Genomic DNA, 24,592 nt, shown 5'->3' with positions numbered 1-24,592 from the left:
GTGAAGCTCCTTCCGGAGGAAGTTGATGCGCCACCGGGTCGCTGCCCAGCGGCGCGTTGGGTCAGGACGTCAGAACGAGTGATGCACGCCGGTGCTGACAACCAGTTGGTTGCGCTGCGCCGCCACACCGACGCCATTGATGGCAGCGGACTTCGCGTCGCCAGCGGCACGCTGGTAGGTACCCTGAACGTACACCTGCGTGCGCTTGGAGAATGCATACACGTTGCCCAGGCTGAACTGGTTCCAACGAGCACCTTCGTACTTGCTGAAGGTATAGCCCACGTTGAGCGTGTTGGCGGCGCTGTAATGCCAAGCCGTGCCCAGGTCGACGTTCTGAGCGCGGGCATTGGCGCCGCCCAGCGTGATACGCGTTTGCGTATAGACCGCGTTGATCTGCACCGGCAGGCTGCTGAACTGATACAGCGCGCCGGTACCGAATGACTTGACCGAGCTCATCGGCGTCATCACGCCCGGCACGAGCGTCGTGCCGAGCGTGTTCGTGATACCCAGGCGACCAGCGATGTCCAGCGCGCGGTCATTGGAAGCGGTATAAGCCGCAGCCGCACGGAAGCCGCCGTTGGTGTAGTACGCGCCCAGGCTGTAGCTGCGACTCTTGGACGGCGAACCCGGCACCTCGCCAAAGCCGTACATGCCGCCCAGTTGCAGCCCACCGAAAATCGGCGACACGTAGCGCACGGCATTGTCGATCTGGAACTGGTTGGCTAGGTTGTCGAAGTTGCCGGGATGGAACAGGTAGAAGTTGGTGAGCTGGAAGCCGTTGCTCAGACGCCCGAGGTAATCGAACATGAAGTCCGCCTGGTGGCCGAGCTGGATGTTACCCAGGCGGTCGTTGGTGAGGCCCACCCACGCCGCTCGGTTGAACAGCTTCCCGGCCACCACGCTGTTGCCGGTGTCACCCAGAAAACCCGACTCCAGCTGGAAGATGGCCTGCGTACCACCGCCCAGATCTTCCGAGCCGCGCAGGCCGAAACGATCCGGCTGCATGGTGCCGGGGTCCATGCGCAGGGCCGAGCCGCTGGCGGCGCCGCTCTTGAGGCTGTTGATGTAGGCCACGCCTTCATCAATGCTGCCGTACAGCGTCACGTTGCTCTGGGCCGCCGCCGTGCCAGCCAGGCTCATCGCCGCAAGGGCGAACAAAGTTGTCTTCATTTGCTGTTTCCTCCACTGGACAAGGTGTCCGCCCCGCCAGTTGTTATCGCCGTCTTGGTGGACGAGCTGGTTGTGGTGCTTGCTTTGTTTCGTATACGAAACGTCGTTTAAAAGAAAAACACGGCGCAAAAAAGAGGGCGCGGCTGGTCAGGCCCGCGCCTAAGCCATCCTGCGCTTACAAATCAATCACCAGGCGCTTGCCCTTGCAGCCGGATACGCAAACCATCATCGTTTGGTTCGATGCACGCTCGCTCTTGGAAAGCACGCTGTCACGGTGGTCGGGCTCGCCTTCGAGCACGCGCGTTTCACACGATCCGCACACACCTTCCTTGCAGCTGTGTTCAACCTCGACGCCAATCTCCAGCAGCGCGTCGAGCAGCGACTTGCCTGCCGGTACGCACAGCTCAGCGCCATTGCGCGCGAGCTTGACCTGGTACTCCCCGTCCTGCACCGACTCCACACCGGGATCCGCCGCAAAGCGTTCGATATGGACGTTGGTGTAGCCCAGCGCTTCGCAGGCGGCCTCGAATGCCCGCAGCATCGGGCCGGGGCCGCAGCAATAGAAATGCGTATCGGCCGGATGCCCCGCGAGCAACGCTTTCAGATCGGGCGGCCCACCGGCTTCAGAGTCCAGGTGAAAACGCACCGCCTCGCCATGGGCGGCCAGCTCATCGGCAAAGGCCGCTTCGGCACGCGAGCGCGCGCAGTACAGCATCGAGAATGTCTTGCCTTGCTCGGCCAGACGACGCGCCATGCATACGATGGGCGTCACCCCAATGCCACCCGCGACCAACACTGTGCGCGGCGCGGTTTCGTCCAGCTCGAAGTGATTGCGCGGGCCGCCGATCTTGAGCATTGAGCCCACGCGCAACTGCTCGTGCACATAGCGCGAGCCGCCGCGGCTGTTGCGGTCGAGCAGCACGCCGACCACATAGCGGTTACGCATCTCCGGCGCGCCGCACAGCGAATAGCTGCGCACCAGCCCGTTGCCGAGATGCAGTTCAATATGCGCGCCGGGTGCGTACTCGGGCAAGGTCTTGCCGTCGACATCGCGCAGCTCCACGCTCACGATGCCTTGGGCTTCGTAGCGCATGGCATGCACGCGCAGGTTGAGGGGGGAATTCATAGCACGTCTCTCTGCAACGTTTCAGCGCTTTTCCGTCAGGAACTTGCCTTCCGGGCCGACGACGTTTTTCTGCCGGCGTGTGTTGCCGTCAATGCCACCGTCGATGGCCCATTCGGCAAACACAGTCGGGCCGGGCTCGAAATCGCGCGGCTGCCAGTCGGCGTCGAGTTGGTCTTCATCCGCGTAGTACTCGATCAGGCCGCCGGCCGGGTTCTTGAAGTACCAGAAGTACGCCGACGAAATCGGGTGACGGCCGGGGCCCAGCTGCGTATCCCATCCACAGCGCGACACATGCATGCCACCGCCGAACACTTCATGGATATCGCGCACGGTGAAAGCCACGTGGTTGAGCCCGCTCTTGGCCTGCGGCGTCTGCAACAGGAACAGGTCGTGATGGCCGCCTTCGGGCTCGCAGCGCAGGAACGCACCCCGCCCCGGGTAGTGGTCAGATGGCACAAAACCAAGCTTGTCGATATAGAAGCGCTCGGTGGCCGCCACGTCCTTCACGAAGAAGACCACGTGACCCACTTCAATGGGCGTGGCACGTTCATAGATCGGGCTGGGCTGGTTGCGGCGCGGTTTGTCCGTCCACGTGTTCATCGCGGCGCACTGCACGTCGATATCGCGCTTGGTGGTCAGCTGCACGCGCACTGCAAGGCCGTTCGGGTCAGTGCAACCGACCCGGCCGTCGACATGAACATAGCCTGGCTGATCGGCCAGCTTGTCGACCAGGCGGTCGAGTACAGCTTGCGAATCGGCGCCCCAGATCACTTCGCGCAGCGTCGGGCCGGCCTCCATGGCGGGCGGCAGCGTGGCATCGTCGCTGCGCTTGACGCGCACGCGGCAGCCGTTGAGCGTTTCGAAAAGCAGGCCGCTGGCGTCTTCCGATTGCAGGGCAAGGCCCCAATCCAGGAAGAACTGCTTGCAGGCGGCGAGGTCGTCGGCACCGTAGACGATTTCGTCGATGCCTCGAATCGTGTTCATCTTCATCTCCTGTGGTCCGGGCGTTTGATTGCGCTTCCGCTTCAGTTGGCGTTGGCCCAGGCCAGCGGTTGTTCATTCAGGCCCCAGTAGAGGCTCTTCTGCTCCATGTACTGCAGGATGCCGAGGCGGCCCTTCTCGCGGCCCAGGCCGCTGTCGCGCCAACCGCCAAACGGCGTCGAGATCGAGAACTGCTTGTAGGTGTTGATCCACACGTTGCCGGCCTGCACCGCGCGACCGATACGCCATGCGCGCTTGTAGTCGCGCGTCCAGATGCCGGCGGCCAATGCGTAGACGCTGTCGTTGGCTTGCTCGATCAATTCGTCTTCATCGTCGAACGGCATGGCGACGAGCACCGGACCGAAGATTTCTTCCTGGCAAATGCGCGCGCTGTTGGTGAGGCCTTCGATGATGGTCGGCGTGTAGAAGTAGCCCGACTCGCACCCGGCGACGTGCGGACGCAAGCCGCCCGTGCGCAGGTGGCCACCCTCTTCCACGCCCATTGCCACGTAAGACTCGATCGACTCACGGTGACGGTCGGTAATCAGCGGGCCCATCTGCGTGGATTCATCGGCCGGATTGCCGACACGCAGGCGAGCTGCGCCAGCGGCCAGGCGATCCATGAACGGTTCATACAGTGAACGCGCCACAAACAGACGTGACCCTGCGATGCACGACTCGCCCGACGAGCTGAAGATGCCGTACAGCACGCCATTGACCGCATGGTCGAGATCGGCGTCGTCAAACACCATCGTCGGCGACTTGCCGCCGAGTTCGAGCGACACCGGCATCATCTTGTCGGCGGCAACGTGCGCGATATGGCGGCCCGTATTCGTGCCACCTGTGAACGACACGCGACGCACCAGCGGATGCTTCGTAATCGCATCGCCAATGACGGAACCCTTGCCCGGCAGCACGCTGATCATGCCCTTGGGCACGCCCGCCTCCTCACAGATGGCGGCAAGCTCCAGCGCCATCAGCGGCGTGACTTCTGCCGGCTTGACGACGACGGCGTTGCCCGCAGCCAGCGCGGGCGCCATCTTTTGCGCTTCGCTGGCAATCGGCGAATTCCACGGCGTGATGGCGGCCACCACGCCCATGGGTTCATGCACGCTCATCGTCAGGCAATCGCCACGCGCGGGCGTGAGCGCCTCTTCCAGCGTCTCGCATGCAGCACCGAAGAACTGGAACGTGGCGGCAGCGCTTGCCACCAGGGCGCGCGTCTCGTTGATCGGTTTGCCGTTATCCAGGCGCTGGCGTTGGGCCAGTGCTTCGCTGCGCGAGCGGATCAGCTCCGCCACGCGATACAGGACAGCGGCGCGCTCGTGCGGCTTGCGCTGCGCCCAGCCGCTGGACAGAAAGGCGCGGTAGGCACCGGCCACGGCTTCTTCGACATCGGCGACGCTGGCAGCGTTGAGTTCGGCCACTACTTCGCCCGTGGCGGGGTAACGGGTGACATAGCGCTCGCCAGTGCCAAGGCGCCATTCGCCAGCAATGCAGATGGGCAGCAAGGACGTTGCGGTTGCGTTCAAGATAGAGACAGTCATGGCGCAATGGCCTCGCTTAAATCGAAACGGCGTGCGCGCGGTTGCCCAGCGCACGCACCACGCTGAACACCGTCAGCGCAGAAGTCTTGGGATTGGCCGCCAGCGGCTTGCCGCGCATCGTCAGCTCGAAGCCGCCAAAGGTGCCGCGCGCCTCGACGTGATGGATGTTCTCGTCCACCGTCGGATCGGCCAGCAGCTTGACGTGCGTGTGCTCAAGCCCGAGGCCCGCCAAGGACAGCGTGGCCGCCACGTTGGCGTTTTTCGGGAACAAACGCGCAGCTTCACGGGCGTTGCCTTCAAAGATCACGGTCGGCTCGCGCAGCGCATCGAGGTCGAACTGCTGATCGGCCGGCGTGTCCTTCCAGGCGCGCGGCGGCTTGCGGCCGGTGTAGACCACCGCATCCAGCCCGCCAACGCGCGCAGCGGCCAGTGCATCGATGGCCCCGATGGCACCCGACAGCAGCTGCACTTGCGCGTTGCCACGGCGGGCCGCGGCTTCCAGCCGTTCGGCCACGCCGGGTTCGGACAGCGCACCCACCGATACCACCAGGCAGTCGATGCCCTGCTCCAACGCCGGCAACACATGCTCTTCAAGCGCATCGTGGCCAGCGCATTCGACCAGCAGATCAGGATGGGCGTCCGCCGACAGATGCGTCGTGACACGCGCATTCGGCGCGAACGGGGCGATGGCCTCGCGCGCCTTGTCCATCGCGTGCTCGGGCACGATCACGGCGTCAAAGCACACATCCGGATCGCTCTTGAGCAGTTCCAGTACGCCTTGCCCGATCGCTCCGCACCCGACCATCGATACATGCAGCATGTCCGGCTCCTTCAATTGGCTCAGTTGCGCGTTCACGCCACCACCGTCGTGCGCTCGGCAGCGCGCTCGCCCTGGCCATCCTTGGCTTGTTGATTGACGGGCGGGCCAGCAAAGATGGTCTTGAAGCTGCCGATGGAGAGCATGTCGATCTCCATCAGGAACGGCCCCTCGCCGCTGGTGGCTTCCTTCAACGCGCTGCCCACGTCGGCCAGATCCGACACGCGGCGATGGCGCAATTGCAGCGACTGCGCGAGCGCCGCGTAGTCCGGCGTGTGCAGATCCACGTAATGGCGGCGGCCGCCGTACTGCGCGTCCTGAATGTTCTTGATGACGCCGTAGCCTTTGTCGTTCATCAGCACGATGACGAGGTTGGCGCGCTCCTGCACGGCGGTCGCCAGCTCACCCAGGTTCAGGATGAAGCCGCCGTCACCGGCCAGACAGAACGTGGTCTTGCCCGATCCGGTTGCTGCCGACCCGATGGCCGCGCCAATGCCCATCGCCAAACCCTGGCCGATGCCGCCACCCAGCGCATGCACGCCGGCGCGCGAATCAAAAATGCGGAGTTGGCGATTGCCCCACGTGCTGTTCGACACCGTCACGTCGCGCACCCAGTTGAACTCGCGGCCCACTGCGGCTTGCAACGCCTCCACCAGCTTGGCGTACGGGCCAAGGCCATCGATCAGCCCGCGCACCGCAGTCTCGTGTGCGGCGCGCAGGTCGGCAGCGAACGTCGCATCGATCTGCATCTTCTGTTCCAGCCGATCGGCCAGGCCATCCAGCGCAAGCGCCGAATCGCCGCACACGAAGTAATCGCTGGCGTAGCAACGGCCTTCCGCCGACGCATCCGCATCGATGCGGTACAGCGGGCGCGGCAGCTTGAGTTCGTACTTGAGCGTTTCGTTGCCGCGCAAGCGTGAACCCACCACGACCATTGCATCGCACGTCTGGTAGAACGCTTCGACCGGCTTGTGCAGGTTGAATGCGCCCAGCGAGCGCGGGTCATCTTCCGGCACGATGCCGCGTCCCTGCGTGCTGGTGACCACGCCAAAACCCAGATCCATCAGGCGCTTGACCTGCTTCGCGGCGTGGCGGGCGCCACCGCCGAGCCACAGCATCGGGCGGCGCGCGCGCGACAGGCGTTCAGCCAGTTCATCCAGCGCGTGGGCCGACGGCACATGCTGCGGCACCTGCAGCGGGCGCAGGTCATCCGGCATCGGGATCAGCGCGGCTTGAATATCGATGGGAATCTCTACGCTCACCGGGCCGGCCGGCGCCGTCAGCGCGGTCTGTACGGCCAGCTTCATCGTGCTGATGGCGGTGTCGGCGCTGCGCACGCGGAAGGCCGCCTTGGAAACGGCCTTGAGCATCGTGAGCTGGTCCGGCGCTTCGTGGATGTACGCGAGGCTCTGGTCCAGATAAGGCGTCTCGATCTGGCCCGTGATGTGCAGCAACGGCGTGCCGGCGGTCAGTGCTTCGACCATGGCGCCCGCGGCGTTGCCAGCCGCGGTGCCGGTGCTGGTCAGGCAGACACCGAGGCCGCCCGTGGTACGGGCATAGGCGTCGGCCATGTTGGCGCCGCCGGCTTCACCGCGCGCCATGATGAAGCGGATCTTGCCGCGCTCGCCCATCGCATCCAGGATGGGCATGTTGTGGATGGAGATGACACCAAAAGCGGCCTTGACCTCGCAGGCCTCCAGGAAGGCTGCAATCGCGTGGCCCACCGTGACCAGTTGCGGTTCCTGTTGTTGTCTATTAAGCATGACGGGAGTGTCCTCCGGAGATATCGATGTGGCTGCCCGTGGTGTACGAAGACAACGGCGAGGCAAGGAACAGAATGGCGCGGGCTGCTTCTTCCGGCAGGCCCAGGCGTCCAAGGGGAATATGTTTTTGCGCGGCCAGGCGGCGCGTCCACGCGGCCCAGTCGAGATGGCGATCTTCTTCGGGGCGAGCCTCGAAGCGGCGGCGCCATTGGCCGGATTCCACCAGCCCGATCAGGATGCCGTTGACGCGCACGCCCTTCGGTGCAAATTCGGTCGCCATCGAGCGCACGAGGTTGAGCACACCAGCACGTGCGGCCGAGGTGGCCACCATGTGCGGCTCGGGCTGCTGCGCCAGCAGCGAATTCACGCAGACGATCGCGCCGTGCTCCGAGCGCTCGAGTTGCGGCAGGAAAGCGCGCGTCGGATGAATCACGGAGAAGAACTTGAGCTGCAGCTCCTGCGTCCACGCGGCATCGTCGGTCTCGGCAAACGTCGAGACGCGGCCCTGGCCGGCGTTGTTGATCAGCATGTCGACGGGGCCAAGCGCTTGCGCCACGGCATCCGCAAACGCGGCCGTCTGCGCGGCGTCGAGCACGTCGCACGTTGCAGCAAACAGCCGGGCGCTTGGGAAGCGGCTACGCAGACCTTGTTCGGCTTGCGCGAGACGTTCGGCATTGCGCCCGCACAGCGCCACGGCGGCACCGGCTTCCAGCAGCAGTTCAACGGTGGCGAGGCCGATGCCGGAGGAGCCTCCGGTCACAACGGCGGTCTTGCCAGTGAGGTCGATCATCGGCATGGTCATTCGCGGAACAGGTTGACGACCTTGCCGCCGGCGGGGCGGTAGTCCAGCAGGTAGGACAACTCGCCGGCGGCGGCGCGCACCTTGTCGATCATCAGATCGAGCTGTGCCGCGTCGATGCGCGGCGACGGAATGGTCGTGCCGAGTGCAGCCACCACCTTGCCGGCGCGATCCAGGACGGGCGCAGCAATCGTCGAGATGTTGGCCTCGAAGAAGCCTTCCTGCAGCACGTAGCCGTGTTCGCGGTCGCGCTGGACCATCTCGAACAGCTCTTCCACCGTGCGCGGCGTGTTGGCGGAAAACACTTCCAGCTGCGGCTCCGGATAAAGCTGGCGCAGCTCAGCCAGCGATAGATCGGCCAGCAGCACACGACCCAGCACGGTGGCGTGAGCCGGCAAGCGCGTGCCGACATTCACCGAACTGGTGAACGGCGTGGGCGCGACCGACTTCGCTACATAGACGATCGAGCGGCCATCGCGCACGACAAGGTTGCACGGATAGTGAATCTCGTCACGCAGGCGATCGAGCAGCGGGCGGCCCAGCTCGGTGAGCTCCAGCGAGGCGAGATATTCAAAGCCCAGGCGCAGCACCGCCATGCCGAGACGGAAATCGCGGCCGCCGTCTACGCGCTCGATGAAGCCCATTACTTCAAGTGTGGTCAGCAGGCGGAACACCGTGGAGCGCGGCACCTTCAGGCGGCGAGCCAGTTCCGGCGCCGACAGGACGCGGTCTTTGTGGCTGAATTCGCACAGGAGGCGCAGGCCGCGTTCGAGGCCCGGCACGATGTACTTTTCCTGCACGTCTTCTGAAATGAGGTCGTTGCTCATACGTCTTGGCGCTTAGGCGTTTTGAGATTGGGAGAGAACGGCGTGTTCGATCCAGCCTGCGACAGCGTCAGGCGCATCGATATAGGAGGCATGCCCCGCAGCCGGTACCAGCGCAAAGGGCAGACCGAACGTCTTGGCCAGCGCTTCGCAGCCTCGCGGCGGCGTGATGCCATCCACATCGCCGCAAGCGACTTGTGCCGGCGTCGATGCGGGGCGTTTGCGCAGATAGGCGCCGATGTCGTCGCCGCTGAGCATCGCCACGGCCTGGCGGTAACCGCCATCGTTGAGGCGCTTCATGTTCCAGCGCACCCAGGCACGCTCTTCATCGGTGGCATTCGGGCGCAGCAGGTGCGCGTGGCGCGACTCCGCCATGCCGGCGATGCCGAACTGGTCCAGCGTTGAAAGACGTTGCGCTTGCACGGCGCGCGACTTGTCTTCCTGCCCCGGCTGGCCGTAGCCCTGCGCAGGGTTCAGAAGCAACAGGCACTTCGGCTGCATCGCCGCTGGCGCGGCGGCCACATACGCCGAAGCCATCAGCGCGCCCAGCGAGTGACCGACGATCACATCGGGCGTCACATCCAGCGCGGCAAGCCACGCCTGCAGCCGCACCGCATAGTCGGCGGCGCGCGGCGCTGCCTCTGCAACCGGCGTGGAATTTCCGTAGCCCGGCGCATCCCATGCCAGCACGCGCATGCTCTGCGAAAGAACCTGCGCGCAAGGCAGCCATGACGCGGCGCTGGAGCTGATGCCGTGCAACAGCACCACCAACGGCCCGCGCTCGCCCCATTGCCGATAGCCGATGCGATCGCCGCGCACGCTCATCACGACGGTGTGTTCGGCGAAGTCGCCGCCCAGCACGGCAAGCGCGTCGGCAACACGGAACGGATGGGAAGACATGACAGCCTGCACGCTCATGGCATCAACGCTTGATCTTGGCGAGCGGGTGCTCGGGCGGGTACGTCGGTGTGATCGGCTTCTTGGCGCCGAGCATCACGCACATCAGCGCGTCTTCATCGCCGATGTTGATTTCTTCGCGGTACACGCCCGGCGGCACCGAGACGAGGTCGCGATCGGTCAGGATGGTCTCAAAACGCTCGCCGTCCTTCTCCAGCACCAGCTTGAGCTTGCCGCGAATGACGAAGAACACCTCTTCCACATCGGTGTGCAGGTGCGACGGGCCTTCGTGGCCGGCCGGAATGACCATGGTCGAAAACGTGAAGTGCTCGGCCGGCACCGTGTTGGTGTCTGCCGCCACGCCCGTGCCGCCCGTGCCGAGGTAGCGCATTTGCGCACGGCGGTATTTCGGGTCGAAGTCGGCCTGGAACTTGAGGGCATCCCAGTCGTAGCGGCGAGTGGCGAAACGCGCAACGCGGCTGTTCATCCAGTCTTCAAACGACGCGCCTTCCGGGCGGTCCCACGTGCGTTGCACTTGCTGTTGTTCGGAGAGATCGCTCATTGAATACCTCTTCTGAATGGTGTGTGGATGCATTACTGCATGACGAAACCGCCGTTGACGGCCAGCGTCTGGCCCGTCACGAATCGGGAAAGATCGGACAGCGCGAACAGCACGGCGCCGCACACGTCGCCGGGCACCTGATCGCGCGAGATGGCACGCTGGTCGCGGTACAGCGCATGGCGGTGCGCCGGTACGTATTCGGTGGCTTCCACCAGCGTCAGGCCCGGCGCAATGGCGTTGACGGTGATGCCGTCTGCGCCGCATTCGCGCGCCAGAGACTTGGTCATGCCCATGACGGCGCTCTTGCTCGCCACGTAAGCCAGCAGGTTCGGCGCGCCCCACAGCGGTGTGTCCGACGACAGGTTGACGATCGCACCGCGGCCCGATGCCTTGAGCGCCGGCAGGCAAGCCGTCGTCATCAACCATGTGCCGCGCACGTTGACGTTCATCACGCGGTCCCAGGTATCGACGTCAATCGACGATGCGTCGCGCCCGCCCGAGTTCGTGATGGCCGCGTTATTGACGAGCCCGTCGAGCCCGCCCAGTGCCTGCACAGCCGCTGCGGCGCACGTCTGAATCGAAGCAGGATCGCCAAGATCGAGCGCAAAGCCATGGGCGTCAAAGCCGGCCGCCCGCAGCGCTGCGGCCTCTTCCTGCACGCGCTCGCCAAGAATGTCGGCCAGCGCAACGGCGCCACCCGCTTCGGCAATCGACTTGGCAAAGGCCAGACCCAGTCCGCGCGCAGCGCCCGTCACGAGCACCTTGCGGCCGGCCAGCAATCCGGCAGTTGAATTGCGCTCAGGCATGTTGAGCTTCCGTGGGAACAGGCTTGAGCATGGCGACAGGCGCATCGGCCAGTTCAGCGGCGGCGCGGCGTGCCAGCACGCGGCGGATACGCGTGATGCCGATGTCGTGCTGATACAGCGTCTCGTGATCGCGCGCTTCAGGTGCCATCGATTCGAGCACCACGCGATCCTGCTCCAGCACATCCCAGTGCAGGCCTTCCAGGCGGTTGCGATACAGGAAGCGCCACACGTCGCGCTGCCAGCCCTGTACGTGGCGCGTGCGCCAGAAGTAGACGATGCAATGCTCCTCATCCACCGGCGTCACGATGCCGATGATGGTGAACGGGCCGCCCGGGCCAACCTTCGGTTGATACGGAATCGACAGGCGCAGCCACATCGTGCCGGTCTCGCCAAACTCGGTCCAATCGAAGTTCACGCCGCGCTGGCCGGTCTTCTGGAACATGATCCCGTGGTCGGTTTCCACCACTTCCATCACGGCCTTCTTCTCGCCGCTGGCCATCGAATGCGACACGGCGTGCAGGTAGGCGCCGTGCATCGGGTCCATGACGTTGTCGATGGCATAGCGGTAGTTGACGTTCCAGTGTGCAAAGCAGAGGAAGTGGCTGTGCTCGTCGCTGGTCAGCTCTTCAGGCAGCCGCAGCGTGCCGACAGCGTCGTCGAACTCCGACGGGGCCTTGTCGCCAAACCAGAGGAAGATGGCGCCGGCACGTTCCTGCACCGGGTAGCTGCGCACGCAGGTCTTGCCCTCCATGGGGCAAGCGTCGACAGCAGGTACGCTCGTCACCGTACCCTGGCCGTTCACTTCGACGCCGTGGTACCAGCAAGCCACGTGGTCGCCCAGGTTCCAACCCATCGACAGGCGCGCACCGCGATGCGGGCAGCGGTCTTCCAGCGCATGCACCTGGCCAGCGGTATCGCGCCACAGCACGATGTTCTGGCTCAAGCGGGTGATGCCCACCGGCGCGTTCTTCACATTCCACGACGCCGCCACCGGATACCAGTAGTTGCGCAGACCGGTGTTGATGCGCGCTTCCTTCTGCGCTTCCTTGTTGCCTTCCATTGCTTGCCTCTTCTGATGGGGTTGAGCCGGGCGCCTCTGCGGGCGACGCGGCGTCGAATCGTGTTGGTCCCAGCCCGGCTCAGGCGCCCAGGCGGCGCATCTCGGCCAGGAATGTGTCTTCCGTCCAGGTCTCGCCGCCGGCGGCATTGCGCGGGCCACGCTCGTTCAGCACGGCGACGATGTCGGCGGGCGTTTGCGCGCCACCCAGGAATGCCGCTTCCAGCGAATCGGCCAATTGGTTCTCATAGGCGGTCGGCTCGGCAGCGCGCGTTTGCCACACCAGATTGGCGACGTGACCAGGGCGCTCGACACGGCCCTTGCCGGCGACGTTGTTCGGAGAAATCGGCTCCCACGGAGCGAGGTCTGGGTTGTATAGCGGTTGCATGTCTGTCGACTCCATCACGTTTCGCTTGTTTTACCTATGAAACGTCTGTTAATATCTGGAACACAGGTGCAACTATAGACCGCGTCTTCGAAATCGCAGATGCGGGATTACCCTATGGTTTCCAAAAAGGAAGACTGCGTCACACGTCGGCCAGGCGGCCGACAAAAGCTTGGGGCATCGAGCTAGCGCAGGCGCGCCAGCAGACGTCGGCCAGCATCGACGACCGAGCGCTCGCCGGTCATCTGGTACCGCACGATCATCCCCTCCACGCATAGCAGCGCTTCTTCGGCGATCGCCTTTGGGCGCGGATAGCCGAGACGCTTGGCCAACTCCGCCAGATAACTCGCCAGTTCGGCCTTATGCAGGACGGCCTTTTCCACCAACTGCGCGTCACCGGTTTCCGTACCGGATTCGGCAACGAGGTTGATGAACGCGCAACCGCGATACGTTTCGGTGTCGAACCACGTGGCCAACACGTCCGCCAGCACGTCGAGGTCAGCCCGCCTGGCAAGGCGCGCTTCCGTCGCCTCACGAAACCACGCCATCCACCGTTCGTGTCGTGCATCCAGGAAGGCTGCGATCAAATCGCTCTTTGACGGGAAATGCCGGTACAGCGACATCTTTGCCACGCCCGACTCGGCGATGATTCGGTCGATGCCGGTGGCACGAAAACCTTCCTGCAAGAACAGCCTCTCGGCGGTTTCCATGATGCGATCGCGGGCGGAGAGGATTTCGGCAGTCTTGGCCATGTCGATGAACGTGAAGGCAATGCTTCAGTATGGTCTTGACAGACAGACCTGTCTACTCAATGATGTAGACAGACCTGTCTCATAAAACCGTGACTTCTGCTTTTCCGACCCCTCATGATGATTGCCGCCCTGCTCGAGCGGCGCTCTCGCCGTTGCCGCTGTGGCGCCTGCGGCTGGCAACGGCTTATATCGAAGAGAACCTTGGCAGGTCGGTCCGGCTGGAAGACGTTGCACGGGCGACGGGCCTCACGCGCATGCACTTTGCTGCCCAGTTCCGCGCGGCCACGGGAGTGCGTCCGCACGCGTATCTTTTGCATCGGCGCATCGAGCGCGCCAAGACCTTGCTGATGAGACTGGACGCTACGGTGGTCGAGATCGCGCTGGAAGTCGGCTTTCAGAGCCAGGCGCACTTCTCGACGGTATTCAAGCGGCTCGCGGGCGATAGCCCGTCGACCTGGCGACGACGCGCGCTGGATCAACTGCATGGCTGAATGCACGACGCCCGGCCAAGACCGGGCGCCTCTCTTTGGCCGACCGCGTCACAAACCCAGCGCAGACAACCCCGGGTGATCGTCCGGGCGACGCCCAAGCGGCCAGAAGAACTTACGCTCCTCCGCCTGGATCGGCAGGTCATTGATGCAGGCATAGCGGCGCTGCATCACGCCGTGCTCGTCAAACTCCCAGTTCTCGTTGCCATATGAGCGGTACCAGTTGCCGGAATCGTCATGCCACTCATAGGCAAAGCGCACGGCGATGCGGTTGCCGCCAAAGGCCCACAGTTCCTTGATCAGGCGGTAGTCGAGTTCCTTGCGCCACTTGCGCGTGAGGAACTCGACGATCTGTTCGCGCCCGTTGACGAACTCGGCGCGGTTGCGCCACTGGCTATCCGGCGTGTACGCGAGCGCGACACGCTCCGGGTTGCGGCTGTTCCAGCCGTCTTCGGCCAGACGCACCTTTTCGGTGGCAGATTCGAAGGTGAACGGCGGAACCGGCGGGCGGGTTTCATTGGCAGACATTGGCAACTCCTTGGCAACGGCAATCGTGGAGGCTGCCGCGCCAACGACGCAGCAGCACGCACAGAGTCTGCCCAACCGACTGCCGCACCGATACCAGGAACGCACGGTGTCTTTCGCGAACGCACGATTCCCGCACCGCACGCCTACAGAAATTTGCGATAAACAACGAAGCCGGATTTCTCAGCCACGGTGTCGTAAAGCTTCATCGCCGTGGTGTTCGTTTCGTGGGTCTGCCAATAGACGCGGGGCAAGCCCGCCTCTGCGGCGCGGCGATAGACCGCCTCGATCAGCGCGCGACCGACGCCCAGCCCGCGTGCGGCTTCGGCGGTGAAAAGGTCTTGCAGATAGCAGCTCATCTGCACCTGCGTGGTACTGCGGTGGAATAGGAAATGCACGATGCCGAGCAATGCGCCCTCCCGCTCGGCAACCAGGGCATAGACCGGCTCGGCTTCATCGAAAAAACGCTGCCAGGTCGTCTGCGTGACGGTGTCAGGCAAGGCTGTTTCGCCCGCGCGTCCGTAAAAGGCGTTGTAGCCATCCCAGAGAGGTTTCCAGGCAGCGAAGTCGTCTTGGCGGATGGGGCGGATCTGCAGGTCGTCGGGTGTAGGCATGGAGGGCTGAATGGAGCGGGTGGCATCGCTCGCGCATTCTGCCAGCCGGCTGCCCTGCGTGCAGCCAGCCTTCCCACCGTTTGGCTTAGCTTGTGCTTCCGTGCCTCGGTTGCCATGTGGGGCGACGCCATGAGCAGCGCGTGTGCAGCGCACCGCCCTAGGGATTGTCCGGAGACAAGTCGTTGCCGGAAGAAAGTTTGCTGAAAGCCTCGACCCACTAAAGTGCGCTCCATGGCCCGGTCACGACCCGGTACCGGGCAGTGCGATCTCCACGCACATCAGCGTCACTACGATAAGGGTCGGGTGTTGTACCAGCCATACCGCCGGACCACACGGGATGCCAGTCCGGCGTCCGCTTCAATCGGTTTTTCCTGCTGTCAACCTTGCAGCCCACCGTCCTCCCGGTGGGCTGTTTTCTTTTCAGGGTTGTGCTGGATTGGGCAACACCAGACGCTGCGTCAGCCGCTGCACCATCGGTGCCGCAATCAGCACGATGGTGAACGCAGCCGGCCAGGCCAGCACGAAGGCATGCGCCCAGCGCGCGAGAAAATCAGGGCTGATACCGGCGTTGATCCAGCCGATCCAGCCGGTCATCAACAACGACATCAGGCCGGACATCAGCCACGCAAAAATGATACGAAGACGTGTGGGAGTGGAAACGGGCATCGACATGGCGGTTCTCCTTGCAAGCCATCAAATGTGATTGACGGTATGCTAGACAACCGCGTTTCGAGAAACTATAGACGTTTATTGAAACTTAAATTCCGAAAATGGAATCATGCTCGACGATTTGGCTCTCTTTGTTTCCATCGTGGACCTCGGCAGCCTGCAGGCCGCGGCCCGCCATGCCAACCTGCCGCCCGCCACGCTCACGCGGCGCCTGCAGAAGCTCGAGACAGCGCTCGGTTGCCAGCTTCTGCTGCGCAGCGCCCGCAGCCTGAAGCCCACGCCGGAAGGCCAGCTTTATTACGAGCAATGCCGCCCGCTGCTGACCGCGCTTGCGCAAACCACGGCCACGCTCGACGACGATCTCAACCAGGTGAAGGGCACCCTGCGCGTGCTGGCGCCACTGAACCTGTCGCGCGGGCTGCTCGCACCCGCCTATGCGAGCTTCATGGCGACGTGGCCGGAGATCCGCCTGGAGTTGTTGCTCAGCAATCGCAATGAAGATGTATGGCGGCATGGCGCTGATCTTGCCATCCGCGTCGGGCAGCAGGACGACCCGAAGCTGCGGCAGCGCCGGCTGGGCGTCATCGGGATGGTGTTGGTGGCCTCGCCCGCGTACGTGGCCAAGCATGGTGCCCCGACACATCCGCATGAACTGCAACAGCATCAGTTATTGGTGTCGTCGCCCCTTTCCACATGGCGCTTCACCTCACCCGATGGCGAGGAAACCATCGAACTGCAGCCTCATGGCCGCTGCGACCTGAATGACATTGAACTGGGCGTGACGCTGGCGGAAACGGGCCTTGGCCTGCTGTATTGCCCACGCACGCTCTGCCATCAGGCGCTTGAAGCAGGCCGGCTGGTGCGCCTGCTGCCGGAATGGCGTACGCCGCAGCGGCCCATCTACGCGGTGTGGCCGCAGCAACAGTTGCCACGCAAGGTGAGGACGCTGCTGGAGCATCTGGCGGCCTTCACCGCAGCGACACCGCTGCTGCAAGCCGACGCCCCGCCGAGTGCATCGCACACTGCTTGAAACGGGTAAAAACACGCGTTGTCGCATCTGCCGATTGCCCCATAGGCTGGAGACTCCCGCGCCAATTTCACTGGAGACCCGATGCACAGCAGCCACGTGGTGCGTTCCGGCAACCTTCGCCTGCATGCCCGCATGACCCTGCCCGCCGACGCGTTTGCGCGGCTGCGCCCCGCCATCGTTCTCGTGCATGGCTATCCGGATGACAGTTCCGTCTGGCACGGTGTGCGCGATACCCTGGCGCACGACCGCCGCGTGCTGACCTTCGACGTGCGCGGTGCCGGGTTGTCGGACGCTCCGGCAGATACCACCGGTTACCGCATCCCCGAATTTGTCGACGACCTTGCCGCCGTCGCCGATGCGCTGCTGCCCGGCGAGCGCTTCCATCTGGTCGGGCACGACTGGGGCTCCATCCATAGCTGGGAATCGGTAACGACGGACCGGCTACGCGGGCGCATCGCTTCGTACACATCGATCTCGGGCCCGTGCCTGGACCACGTCGGCCACTGGATGCGCACGCAGCTTGATGCCGGCACATGGACAGCCAAGCGCGCGGTGTGGAAGCAGCGGCTGCAATCGTGGTACGTGGGATATTTCCACCTGCCGCTGGTGCCCGAATGGTCGTGGCGGCTGTGGGTGGCGCGCGCCTGGCCGTGGTGGCTGCACAAGACGGAAGGCATACGCGTCGAAGCGCCGCGGCCGACGCTTGTGCGCGATGCCTGCAACGGCGTGCGCATGTATCGCGCAAATTTCCGCGATCGCCTCGCCCGCCCCCAGGCGCGTGCACCGCATGCCCCCGTGCAGTTGATCGTGCCCACGCGCGATCGCTACGTCAGCCCCGCCGTGACGCGCGCTGTGGAAGCCTGGGTGTCGCACTACTGGCGCCACGAGGTCGACGCCGGCCATTGGCTGCCCCTGCGTCGCCCCGACTGGGTGGCGGACTGCATCGTGCGCTTTGCCAACTATGTCGAATCAGGCCACGAGCCCGCCGAACTGCAGCAGGCCCGAGTGGCCGGCACGCTGGCACCGGCCTGACGCCCCTAGCGCCACTAGAGGATTGCGCCCAACGCAAACGTTGACGCGCGTGTAACACACTGTAATCATCGTCCGCCACCACGCTGACGGCGCGCCATGACCTGGCGCCCGGACGGCTCGAGCCGCCGCTTCGCGCAAACCGCGTTGCCGGCCATCGATACAAGAAACAGGGACAAGACAATGAAAAGCAAGGTCGTGGTGTACGGCCCGCTCTACGGGAAGTGGTACGCAATTCTGGTCAACGACGGTGTGGCCGCCGAATCCAACCAGTTTGGCTCGTACGAAGCCGCCATGGGCTTCGCGTCACGTCGGTATCCGGAGCTTGAGCAGGAACGACAGCCCTACGCGCGGGGCCGTGAAGAAAGCGAGGACGGAAGCGACAGCCGGGAAGCTGCGCCCATCTGAACGGGAACGTGGCGGGCGGCATTGACACCGCCCTTGCGCACCACAGCGTTAGCGGCCCGCCCCGCAAAAGCGGCCGGCAATCCATTCGAACACGCTGCCTTCGCGCAGCGAGCGGCTTTGTGCCTCGTCGCCGTAGTGGATCTGGTAAAGCGGCTTGCCACTGGCATTGCGCGCGCGATAGAGCGTTTGCGCAATCACCGTGTAGCTATGTCGCGCGCAATCGAGCACCACCTGCTTGACCGAAGAGCGGATCGGCTGCCCATCTGCCGTTTTGATCGTGAAGTCGGGCAGCACGTTGCGCAGCAGTCGGAAGTGCACGGTATGCGAATCGGCATCCGCTTCGGCGCTGGGCTGCGGCTTGACCGATTGCCGGTCGATATACGACACGATGCCATTGATGCTCTCGAACCGGCGCCAGCGGGAATCGGTGCTGGCCGATTCAGGCGCGGGTGCGGCACCGCCCGTCACGGCTTGCGCGGACGCTGTCGGCACTGCCGCCGACGCGGACACGGTTTGTGCGGATACGGGCATCGCTGCCCACTGCGCGGCCACCAGAGCGGTCGCCGCGATGGCGCTTTGCCAGCGCCAGCCTCCTGTTGTCATGGGATATCTCGCCTTGCTACAAAAACTCAGCGGGCGATTCTACCGCGATGGCGCAACCGCTTACATCACATCTGGCCAACGGGCTCGGCAACGTCCACGCCGGCAAAGCGCAGATACAGCGTGCGCAGTGCCTGCGTGAGCGGGCCAGGCTGGCCGTTGCCGATCTGCACGCCATCGATGAACACCACCGGCATCACGAACGTCGACGCGCTCGTATAGAACGCTTCGGCGGCTTGCTGGGCTTCTGCCACGGTAAAGGTGCGTTCCTCCAGCGTCAGGCCATGTTCGCGCGCCAGCGCCAGGATCGACACGCGCGTGATGCCCGGCAGCACGGCGTTCGACAGCGGACGCGTAATTAACCGCTGATCTGCGGTGATGATGAACGCGGTCGACGACGCGCCCTCGGTCACGCGGTCGCCTTCGGTCATCCAGGCTTCGTGCGCACCGGCGCGGGCAGCGATCTGCTTGGCCATGACCTGCGGCAGCAAGCCGACGCTCTTGATGTCGCAACGCTTCCAGCGCAGGTCGGGCACCGTCACCACGGTTGCGCCCTTCTTCGCCAGCGGGCTGTTGACGATGGATTTGACCTGCGTGAACGCCACGGCCGTCGGCGTGATATCTGCGGGGATGCCGAAATCGCGCTCGGCCACGCCGCGCGTGACCTGCATGTAGACCACGCCCTCTTCCAGGCCGTTGCGCGCTACCAGCTCTTCGCACACACGCGTCCATTCGGCGGCGGTGTATGGGTTCTCGATGCCGATCTCGGACAGCGAGCGCGTCAGGCGGGCGAGGTGCGCGTCGTTGTCGACGAGCTTGCCGCGCGCCACGGCGGTGACTTCATAAATGCCATCGGCAAAGGTAAAGCCACGGTCCATGACAGAGACGGTGGCTTCGGCGTCCGGCACGTATTGGCCGTTCAGGAAGATGATTCGGGACATGCTGGGAGAAGGAATTCAGGTGCGGGCGGGACTGCCCTGCCAACGAATCTACAGGATACGTGCGCCATGCCGCGAATACCGATGTGTGCCCACGTTATGCGAAAACAGCATGATGCACGAAACCCCTCCGTTAAACTCTGCCGTTTTTCAGCAGTCGCGCGCCAATGTCCCAACTCACCATCCGCCCGATCGTTGCAGACGACCTGCCCGGCATCCTGGCCGTGCAGCAGGCGTGCTACGGCGACGGGTTTCTGGAACCGGGCGATGCGCTTGCCAGCCGCTGGGCGCGCAGCCCGGCCATGTGCCTCGTCGCGCTGCGCGGTCGTGAGGTGGTCGGCTACCTGCTCTCGCATGCATGGCACGCATGGACACCGCCCAAATTGCACGTGCCGCTGCCCGACACCGATGCAACGGATGCTTTCTGGTTCGTGCATGACATGGCTATCGCGCCGGAGGGCCGTGGCCAGCGTTTGGGCGAGCGGCTTTACACGATGGCATGCGCCAGCGCCCGGGCTCAAGGTCTGGGCCAATCCCGGCTAGTAGCGGTGCAAGGCGCGGATGGCTTCTGGCGCCGCCTGGGTTATCGGCCTGCTGACATGGACAGCGCCGCGTGGGCAGCCCTGCGCGCCATCTACGGCGAAGACGCTGAATTGATGGAACGCGCACTGCCCTGAGCGGCCATCGAGTCACTCCGTTACAATTTGCAACATCCGTATATCTTCTGTAAGACTGCGCGCGCCCCGTTCCACTACAGTGCGGCGTCTTGAGGAATTCCTATATGCATAAGAACTTCGCGCTGTACGTGCTGGCAGCCGCTGCCGCGCTGTCGTCACAGGCGGCTCTGGCCCGCGTCAATGTCGACATCGGAATCGGCGTGCCTGTTGCGCCGGTCTATGTCGAGCCCGCGCCGGTCTATGCTCCAGCGCCGGTGTACGCACCGCCCCCGCCGCCGGCCTACTACGCGCCGCCACCGGTCTATGTCGCGCCGCAGCCGGTTATCGTGGCGCCTGGCTACTACGACGATGGCCGCGGCCGCGAATGGCAGGAACGCCAATGGCGCGAACAACGCTGGCGCGAGCGTGAGTGGCGCAAGCACCATCGTCATGACGACGACGATTGATCCTGCGCACGGCCGCGCTCAGGCGGCCTTCTTCGCCAACCCCAGGTAGGTCTCGATCACGCGCGGGTTGACGGCCAGCTCTTGCGCCGGCCCCTCGAGCGTCATGTCGCCCGTTTCCAGCACGTAACCGTAGTCGGCCACCTGCAGCGCGGCGCGTGCGTTCTGCTCGATCAGCAACGTCGCCACGCCGGTTTTGCGCAGGTCGCTGATGATGTGGAAGATCTCTTTGACGATGAGCGGCGCGAGACCAAGGCTCGGCTCATCCAGCATCAGCAACTGGGGCTTGGCCATCAAAGCGCGGCCCACGGCAAGCATCTGGCGCTCGCCGCCGGAGAGCGTGCCGGCTTCCTGCACACGACGCTCTTTCAGGCGCGGGAACAGGTCGTACACCACTTCCATCTGATCGAGATAGTTGCGCTCGCCCGCCCGCTTACGGCGGTACGCGCCGAGCACGAGGTTGTCTTCCACGCTCATGGTGGCAAACAGCTCGCGCTTTTCCGGGACGAGGCACATGCCCCGTGCCACGCGCTTTTCGACCGGCAGACCGGTCAGGTTGTGGCCGAGATACGAGACCACGCCGCTGGCCGAACCGGAGGTCGGTAGTGCGCCCATGATGGCGCCCAGCATCGTCGATTTGCCCGCGCCGTTCGGGCCGATAACCGTCACGATCTGGCCCGCTCCCACCTTCAGGTTGGCGCCATGCAGCGCCTCCACCTTGCCATAGCGGACGTGCAGGTCCTTCACTTCCAAGATGACAGACATGCGCGCTCTCCTTATTCCACGCCGCCCAGATAGGCTTCCAGCACGGCGGGGTTCTGCTGCACTTCCTGCGGCAGCCCTTCGGCAATCTTGGTGCCGAATTCCATGACGACCAGCCGATCGGTGAGATTCATGACGAAGTCCATGTCGTGCTCAACCAGCAGCACGCTCATGCCTTCGGCTTTCAGCTTGGTGAGCAGCGCAGCCAGCGCCTGCTTTTCCTTGTAGCGCAGGCCGGCGGCCGGCTCATCCAGCAGCAGCAGCGCCGGATCGCAGCACAGTGCACGGGCGATTTCCAGAATGCGTTGCTGGCCCAGCGCCAGGCTGCCGGCTTCCTGATACATGCAATCGGCCAGGCCGACGCGTTCCAGTTGGCGGCGCGCTTCAAACAGCAGCTTTTGCTCTTCGGCCTGGTTCATGCGCACCACGCTGGCGAGCACGCCGCCCTGGGCCGCGAAGTCGCCCCGCAGGTGGGCGCCAAGCGCTACGTTTTCCAGCACGGTCATGCCCGAGAGCAATTGCACATGCTGGAAGGTACGGCCGATGCCGCGTTTGACGATCTCGCGCGAAGGCATGCCGCTGATGTGCTCGCCGCGGTAGAGCACCTCTCCACGCGTGACCGGCAGCACGCCTGTCACGAGGTTGAAGGTGGTCGACTTGCCCGCGCCATTGGGGCCGATCAGGCCGATGATCTCGCCGGCTTTCACCTGGAAGCTGACGTCGTTCACGGCAACCAGGCCGCCAAACTCCTTGCGTGCAGAGCGTACGTCGAGGATCAGCTCACCGGCATGCGGCTTCTCGCGCTGCTTCAGCGCCGGTGCGTCGTCGGGTGCACGGGCCGTCGGCGCCGAGGGAAACAGCTTGCGGATGAACGGCCATACGCCGTCACGCGCGTACTGCAGCAACAGCACAAGCAGCACGCCAAACACAATGATCTCGAAGTTGCCGTTGGAGCCCAGCAGCTTCGGCAGAATGCTTTGCAGGCTGTCTTTCAGGATGGTCAGCAAACCCGCGCCAAGCACCGCGCCCCACACGTGGCCCACGCCACCGACCACCGCCATGAACAGGTATTCGATACCGTAGTTCAGACCGAACGGCGTCGGGTTCACCGCGCGTTGCAGATGCGCATAGAGGAAGCCCGAAATGCACGCCAGCACCGCCGCAAACACGAAGATCACCACCTTCATCCACGCCGTGTTCACGCCCATGGCTTCGGCCATCGTGCCGCCACCCTTGAGCGCGCGGATAGCCCGGCCCGGGCGCGAATTCAGCAGGTTCTGCACCGCCAGCACTGCCACCACGACGACGGCCCAGATCAGATAGAACATCTCGCGCCCGGTCTGCAACGATTTGCCGAGCACGTTCAGCACCGGAATGCCGTTCAGCCCGTCGTACTTGCCCAGGAATTCCAGGTTGCCGAACAGGAAGAACAACGAGAGGCCCCACGCAATTGTCGCCAGAGGCAGGTAGTGGCCCGACATGCGCATCGTGATCAGGCCGATCACATAGGCGCTGACCACGGTGATGACGATCCCGGCCAGCAAGCCGATCCACGGCGACACACCATACTGCGTCGTCAGATACGCGGTGCTGTACGCACCCAGACCAACGAACGCCGCCTGCCCGAACGATGTCAGGCCGCCCACCCCTGTCAGCAGCACCAGCCCCAGCGCGACAAGGCTGTAGAGCCCGATGTAATTCAGCAGCGTGATCCAGAATTCGGGCGTGGGCACGATCGGAATCAACGCAAGCACAACCACAAAGAAGGCGGTCAGCACGCGATTGCGCGAAAGCCAGCCGCGCTGCGCCGTGCCTTCCGAAGATTTGGTCAGCGTGTTCATCGGCTTATTCCTCTTCCTCGACATGCTTGGTGGTGAGCGACCGCCACAGCAGCACCGGAATGATCAGCGTGAACACGATCACCTCCTTGAACGCCGACGCCCAGAACGACGAATACGACTCCAGCAGCCCCACCAGCAGCGCGCCCAGCGCCGCCACCGGATAGCTCACGAGCCCACCCACGATGGCGCCCACGAAGCCCTTCAGGCCGATCAGGAAACCGGACTCGTAGTAGACCGTGGTCAGCGGTGCAATCAGGATGCCGCACAGCGCGCCAAGCGCCGCCGCAAGCGTGAAAGCCAAGCGCCCCGCCTGTGTGGTGCCAATGCCGACGAGCCGCGCACCCAGCCGGTTTACCGCCGTCGCCCGCAGCGCCTTGCCCGACACCGTGCGGCCAAAGTAGAAGTACAGCGCCACAATCATCAGCACCGATACAGCCACCACCCAGAGGCTCTGGCCCGACACGGTGAGCGCACCCAGATCAAAGCGCGCATCGGAGAACGGATCCGTGCGCGAACCTTCCGCGCCGAACATCACAAGGCCGAGGCCCACCATCGCAAAGTGCACGCCCACCGAAACGATCAGCAGCACCAGCGTGCTGGCTTCGGCCAATGGCTCGTAGGCCAGGCGGTAGATCATGGGGCCCATTGGAATGACGATCAGCAGTGTCAACGCAACCTGCACAGGCATGGGCAACGTCATCGGTGCAAGCATGCTGGCGGCGATGTACACCGCAATCGGAAAGACCAGGTATTTGACCGCATAGATGGCGCCTGTGCGCAACGCATGCAGACGCAGTTCGGGTTGCAGCAGCGTGCGGCCCATCTCGACGAGGAACGTCAGCACACCCAGCGCAACCAGCATGCTGGCCGACAGCGGCGCCTTGTTGGCCTGGATGGCCGCCAGCGTGAGCGCGCCATACGCCACGAATTCGCCCTGCGGGATGAAGATCACGCGCGTGACGGAAAACACCAGCACGAGCGCCAGCGCCAGCAGCGCGTAGATCGCGCCCGATGTCACGCCGTCTTGCGCCAGGATGGCGGCAATCGACAAGTCCATGAAGCTCCTCGTTCTTGTAGTCGTG

The 24,592-nt window shown here is 64.2% G+C and carries 28 protein-coding genes; 6 read left to right on the top strand and 22 right to left on the bottom strand.

Annotation, left to right across the window (positions count from 1 at the left end; genetic code table 11):
* Positions 1-69: 69 nt before the first annotated feature.
* The 14 genes from ACU8YE_RS21835 to ACU8YE_RS21770 form a co-directional block, all read right to left on the bottom strand.
* Complete coding sequence (locus ACU8YE_RS21835; RefSeq protein WP_414562409.1) at positions 70-1,170, bottom strand: porin; 1,101 nt, start codon at positions 1,168-1,170, stop codon at positions 70-72.
* A 175-nt stretch (positions 1,171-1,345) separates the two neighbouring features.
* A complete protein-coding gene (locus ACU8YE_RS21830; protein ID WP_446929594.1) occupies positions 1,346-2,296 on the bottom strand; it encodes a PDR/VanB family oxidoreductase in 951 nt (316 codons plus the stop codon).
* A 21-nt stretch (positions 2,297-2,317) separates the two neighbouring features.
* Positions 2,318-3,280 carry a VOC family protein gene (locus tag ACU8YE_RS21825; protein WP_433868083.1) on the bottom strand — a complete coding sequence of 321 codons (963 nt, stop codon included), beginning with the start codon at positions 3,278-3,280 and terminating at the stop codon, positions 2,318-2,320.
* Between the two features lie 41 nt (positions 3,281-3,321).
* Positions 3,322-4,824: an aldehyde dehydrogenase gene (locus ACU8YE_RS21820; protein ID WP_446929593.1), complete on the bottom strand. Its 1,503-nt coding sequence runs from the start codon at positions 4,822-4,824 to the stop codon at positions 3,322-3,324.
* 16 nt (positions 4,825-4,840) lie between these two features.
* Positions 4,841-5,644 carry an aspartate dehydrogenase gene (locus tag ACU8YE_RS21815; RefSeq protein WP_446929602.1) on the bottom strand — a complete coding sequence of 268 codons (804 nt, stop codon included), beginning with the start codon at positions 5,642-5,644 and terminating at the stop codon, positions 4,841-4,843.
* Between the two features lie 32 nt (positions 5,645-5,676).
* Positions 5,677-7,404, bottom strand: coding sequence for a thiamine pyrophosphate-binding protein (locus tag ACU8YE_RS21810; RefSeq protein ID WP_316871920.1), 1,728 nt, complete (start codon positions 7,402-7,404; stop codon positions 5,677-5,679).
* Complete coding sequence (locus ACU8YE_RS21805; RefSeq protein WP_446929592.1) at positions 7,397-8,200, bottom strand: SDR family oxidoreductase; 804 nt, start codon at positions 8,198-8,200, stop codon at positions 7,397-7,399. Before ACU8YE_RS21805 ends, ACU8YE_RS21810 begins: the two co-directional genes overlap by 8 nt.
* A gap of 2 nt (positions 8,201-8,202) precedes the next feature.
* Positions 8,203-9,030 carry an IclR family transcriptional regulator gene (locus ACU8YE_RS21800; RefSeq protein ID WP_260804160.1) on the bottom strand — a complete coding sequence of 276 codons (828 nt, stop codon included), beginning with the start codon at positions 9,028-9,030 and terminating at the stop codon, positions 8,203-8,205.
* Between the two features lie 12 nt (positions 9,031-9,042).
* Positions 9,043-9,945, bottom strand: a complete 903-nt coding sequence (locus tag ACU8YE_RS21795; protein ID WP_446929591.1) for an alpha/beta fold hydrolase — start codon at positions 9,943-9,945, stop codon at positions 9,043-9,045.
* A gap of 4 nt (positions 9,946-9,949) precedes the next feature.
* A complete protein-coding gene (locus tag ACU8YE_RS21790; RefSeq protein ID WP_316871923.1) occupies positions 9,950-10,486 on the bottom strand; it encodes a cupin domain-containing protein in 537 nt (178 codons plus the stop codon).
* A 32-nt stretch (positions 10,487-10,518) separates the two neighbouring features.
* On the bottom strand, positions 10,519-11,292 hold the full coding sequence (locus tag ACU8YE_RS21785; RefSeq protein ID WP_433868086.1) for an SDR family oxidoreductase: 774 nt from the start codon (positions 11,290-11,292) through the stop codon (positions 10,519-10,521).
* Positions 11,285-12,352: an aromatic ring-hydroxylating oxygenase subunit alpha gene (locus ACU8YE_RS21780; RefSeq protein ID WP_024979224.1), complete on the bottom strand. Its 1,068-nt coding sequence runs from the start codon at positions 12,350-12,352 to the stop codon at positions 11,285-11,287. The genes ACU8YE_RS21785 and ACU8YE_RS21780 overlap by 8 nt, the downstream gene beginning before the upstream one ends.
* 79 nt (positions 12,353-12,431) lie before the next feature.
* Positions 12,432-12,737, bottom strand: coding sequence for a recombinase-like helix-turn-helix domain-containing protein (locus ACU8YE_RS21775; RefSeq protein ID WP_260804164.1), 306 nt, complete (start codon positions 12,735-12,737; stop codon positions 12,432-12,434).
* A gap of 182 nt (positions 12,738-12,919) precedes the next feature.
* Entirely contained in the window at positions 12,920-13,486 is a 567-nt protein-coding gene (locus tag ACU8YE_RS21770) for a TetR/AcrR family transcriptional regulator (protein ID WP_260804165.1), read from the bottom strand.
* 152 nt (positions 13,487-13,638) lie between these two features.
* Here ACU8YE_RS21770 and ACU8YE_RS21765 point away from each other — a divergent pair, with 152 nt between their 5' ends.
* A complete protein-coding gene (locus ACU8YE_RS21765; RefSeq protein WP_322018975.1) occupies positions 13,639-13,977 on the top strand; it encodes an AraC family transcriptional regulator in 339 nt (112 codons plus the stop codon).
* A gap of 48 nt (positions 13,978-14,025) precedes the next feature.
* On the opposite strand, the gene ACU8YE_RS21760 is transcribed toward ACU8YE_RS21765, so the two are convergent.
* From ACU8YE_RS21760 to ACU8YE_RS21750, 3 genes are all read right to left on the bottom strand, one after another.
* The gene (locus ACU8YE_RS21760; RefSeq protein WP_232039312.1) at positions 14,026-14,502 is read right to left on the bottom strand and encodes a nuclear transport factor 2 family protein; all 477 of its coding nucleotides are present in this window, start codon (positions 14,500-14,502) and stop codon (positions 14,026-14,028) included.
* A 143-nt stretch (positions 14,503-14,645) separates the two neighbouring features.
* Positions 14,646-15,113 (bottom strand): N-acetyltransferase family protein, encoded by a 468-nt coding sequence (locus tag ACU8YE_RS21755; RefSeq protein WP_446929590.1) that lies wholly within the window; start codon positions 15,111-15,113, stop codon positions 14,646-14,648.
* A 420-nt stretch (positions 15,114-15,533) separates the two neighbouring features.
* The gene (locus ACU8YE_RS21750; protein ID WP_232039310.1) at positions 15,534-15,785 is read right to left on the bottom strand and encodes a DUF2798 domain-containing protein; all 252 of its coding nucleotides are present in this window, start codon (positions 15,783-15,785) and stop codon (positions 15,534-15,536) included.
* 106 nt (positions 15,786-15,891) lie between these two features.
* Here ACU8YE_RS21750 and ACU8YE_RS21745 point away from each other — a divergent pair, with 106 nt between their 5' ends.
* From ACU8YE_RS21745 to ACU8YE_RS21735, 3 genes are all read left to right on the top strand, one after another.
* A complete protein-coding gene (locus ACU8YE_RS21745; RefSeq protein WP_446929589.1) occupies positions 15,892-16,812 on the top strand; it encodes a LysR family transcriptional regulator in 921 nt (306 codons plus the stop codon).
* A gap of 81 nt (positions 16,813-16,893) precedes the next feature.
* Positions 16,894-17,844, top strand: a complete 951-nt coding sequence (locus ACU8YE_RS21740; protein ID WP_446929588.1) for an alpha/beta fold hydrolase — start codon at positions 16,894-16,896, stop codon at positions 17,842-17,844.
* Positions 17,845-17,940: 96 nt separating this feature from the next.
* The gene (locus tag ACU8YE_RS21735) at positions 17,941-18,249 is read left to right on the top strand and encodes a hypothetical protein (protein WP_232039307.1); all 309 of its coding nucleotides are present in this window, start codon (positions 17,941-17,943) and stop codon (positions 18,247-18,249) included.
* Positions 18,250-18,297: 48 nt separating this feature from the next.
* Here the strand turns inward: ACU8YE_RS21735 and ACU8YE_RS21730 are convergent, their stop codons facing one another.
* Both ACU8YE_RS21730 and ACU8YE_RS21725 read right to left on the bottom strand, forming a co-directional pair.
* On the bottom strand, positions 18,298-18,852 hold the full coding sequence (locus tag ACU8YE_RS21730) for a surface-adhesin E family protein (RefSeq protein WP_232039306.1): 555 nt from the start codon (positions 18,850-18,852) through the stop codon (positions 18,298-18,300).
* Positions 18,853-18,917: 65 nt separating this feature from the next.
* Positions 18,918-19,790, bottom strand: coding sequence for a D-amino-acid transaminase (locus ACU8YE_RS21725; protein ID WP_446929587.1), 873 nt, complete (start codon positions 19,788-19,790; stop codon positions 18,918-18,920).
* Positions 19,791-19,954: 164 nt separating this feature from the next.
* Here ACU8YE_RS21725 and ACU8YE_RS21720 point away from each other — a divergent pair, with 164 nt between their 5' ends.
* Positions 19,955-20,464, top strand: coding sequence for a GNAT family N-acetyltransferase (locus ACU8YE_RS21720; protein ID WP_232039304.1), 510 nt, complete (start codon positions 19,955-19,957; stop codon positions 20,462-20,464).
* Positions 20,465-20,568: 104 nt separating this feature from the next.
* A complete protein-coding gene (locus tag ACU8YE_RS21715) occupies positions 20,569-20,910 on the top strand; it encodes a hypothetical protein (protein ID WP_232039303.1) in 342 nt (113 codons plus the stop codon).
* A gap of 18 nt (positions 20,911-20,928) precedes the next feature.
* On the opposite strand, the gene ACU8YE_RS21710 is transcribed toward ACU8YE_RS21715, so the two are convergent.
* Genes ACU8YE_RS21710 through ACU8YE_RS21700 form a run of 3 tightly spaced genes read right to left on the bottom strand, consistent with a single transcriptional unit; the run spans position 20,929 to position 24,567 of the window.
* Entirely contained in the window at positions 20,929-21,672 is a 744-nt protein-coding gene (locus ACU8YE_RS21710; RefSeq protein WP_446929586.1) for an ABC transporter ATP-binding protein, read from the bottom strand.
* An 11-nt stretch (positions 21,673-21,683) separates the two neighbouring features.
* On the bottom strand, positions 21,684-23,510 hold the full coding sequence (locus tag ACU8YE_RS21705) for a branched-chain amino acid ABC transporter ATP-binding protein/permease (RefSeq protein WP_446929585.1): 1,827 nt from the start codon (positions 23,508-23,510) through the stop codon (positions 21,684-21,686).
* A 4-nt stretch (positions 23,511-23,514) separates the two neighbouring features.
* Positions 23,515-24,567: a branched-chain amino acid ABC transporter permease gene (locus tag ACU8YE_RS21700; protein ID WP_232039300.1), complete on the bottom strand. Its 1,053-nt coding sequence runs from the start codon at positions 24,565-24,567 to the stop codon at positions 23,515-23,517.
* Positions 24,568-24,592 lie beyond the last annotated feature (25 nt).

It is taken from the genome of Ralstonia sp. VS2407 (assembly GCF_052950655.1).
Note: the sequence above shows the minus strand (reverse complement) of the source record. Positions and strands in the feature narration are given on the sequence as shown.